General features: G+C 66.1%; 1 protein-coding gene. It reads left to right on the forward strand.

Translation table 11 applies throughout. The annotated features are described in order from the left end of the window. Window positions 1–130 precede the first annotated feature (130 nt). The gene (locus tag U9979_RS13440; RefSeq protein WP_322779638.1) at window positions 131–1,384 is read left to right on the forward strand and encodes a site-specific integrase; all 1,254 of its coding nucleotides are present in this window, start codon (window positions 131–133) and stop codon (window positions 1,382–1,384) included. Window positions 1,385–1,585: the final 201 nt, after the last annotated feature.

Consider the following 1,585-nt stretch of genomic DNA (forward strand, 5'->3'; position numbering starts at 1 on the left):
GCCCTGGATGCGGCCGGTTTCCCGGCAGACCCTTCCGCGCCCAGAGGACCGGAACAGCCCCGACCGTCGGACGCCACGTCCCCGAGGATTCCCTTCCCTCGCAATCTTTCGGCAAGGAGCTGAACCCACCATGCCCAGCAACAACGGACCGGCGAACGGCCGGCGCAAGGAACGCACCAAGCGCGCCAACGGCCAGGGCTCGATCTACCAGCGAGCCGACGGTATGTGGGTGGGCGCGGCGTATGTGCTGATGCCCGACAGCACGACGAAGCGGCGGCCCGTCTACGGCCGGTCCGAAGAGATCGTCCGGACAAAGCTCACCGAGCTTCAGGCCAACTCCGACCAGGGCATCCCGGCGGATGCCACCGGGTGGACGGTCGAGAAGTATCTGACGTACTGGCTCGCGCACACGGTGAGGCCCGCTGTGAAGCCTGCGACCTACCACGGATACGAGATGATGGTTCGAGTTCACATCTCCCCTGGCATCGGGAAGAAGCGCCTTAACAAGTTGACCGCCGCCGACGTCCGCCTGTTCCTACGACGGCTTGAAAAGACCTGCCTGTGCTGCAAGCACGGACGGGACAACGCACGACCGGCGAAGAGGCAACGATGCTGCGCGGTGGGCCGGTGCTGCGAGTCGGTGCCGTCCCGGCGGCTCGTGCAACAGGTGCATTCGGTCCTCCGCAACGGGCTGCAAGCGGCGGTCCGCGAGGAACTGCTTCGCCGTAACGTAGCCAAGCTCGTACAGGTGACAGCGCCCAGGTACGGGATCAATCGGGGCCTGACCGTCGACCAGGCTCGGGCACTGCTCGATGCGGCGGAGGGCAACCGGCTACGGACTCTTGTCGTGATGGCGCTCTTCCTGGGCCTGCGGCGCGGCGAGCTACTCGGGCTCCAATGGTCCGACATCGACATGACGCGCGGCACACTCACCGTCAACCAGACCCTTCAGCGAATCGGCGGCGCCCTGCGACTCGTCCCGCCGAAGACGGAAACCTCGGAACGGACGCTGCCGCTGCTCGGCATCGTGACGGATGCGTTGGAGCAACATCGCAAGGCGCAGGACGCGGAGCGCATGGCGGCCGGTGAACGCTGGCAGGAGTCCGGTCACATCTTCACCACAAAGATCGGTACTGTGATCGAACCAGGGAACCTGCGCAGAACCTGGGAGCCGCTGCGCCGGGCGGCCGGGCTCGACGGGGTCGTGTTTCATGGCCTGCGGCACACCTGCGTGACGCTCCTACTTGATCTCGGTGTGCCGCCTCACACCGTCCGGGACATCGCGGGGCACTCGGCGATCGAGGTCACCATGACGATCTACGCACACTCGTCCATGGCGGAGAAACGCGCGGCGTTGCGGAAACTCGACGATCAAATGAGCTGAAGTGCGTTGCTACACAGGTTGCTACACCTGGACGATTTCCGGGCCGCGGAAGCGCCGCAGACGCACCGTGGGGGTTCGGGGGGGCTCGGCCACCCGGCGGACATCGCGGCTGGTGGCGGGCTTGATCGGAGATCAACGAGCATGCGGAACCAGCTCGTGGGCGCGGCAGGGATCGAACCTGCGACCACTCGCTTGTAAGGC

The sequence above is a fragment of the Protofrankia sp. Cas4 genome, from assembly GCF_963555915.1.
GTDB lineage: Bacteria > Actinomycetota > Actinomycetes > Frankiales > Frankiaceae > Protofrankia.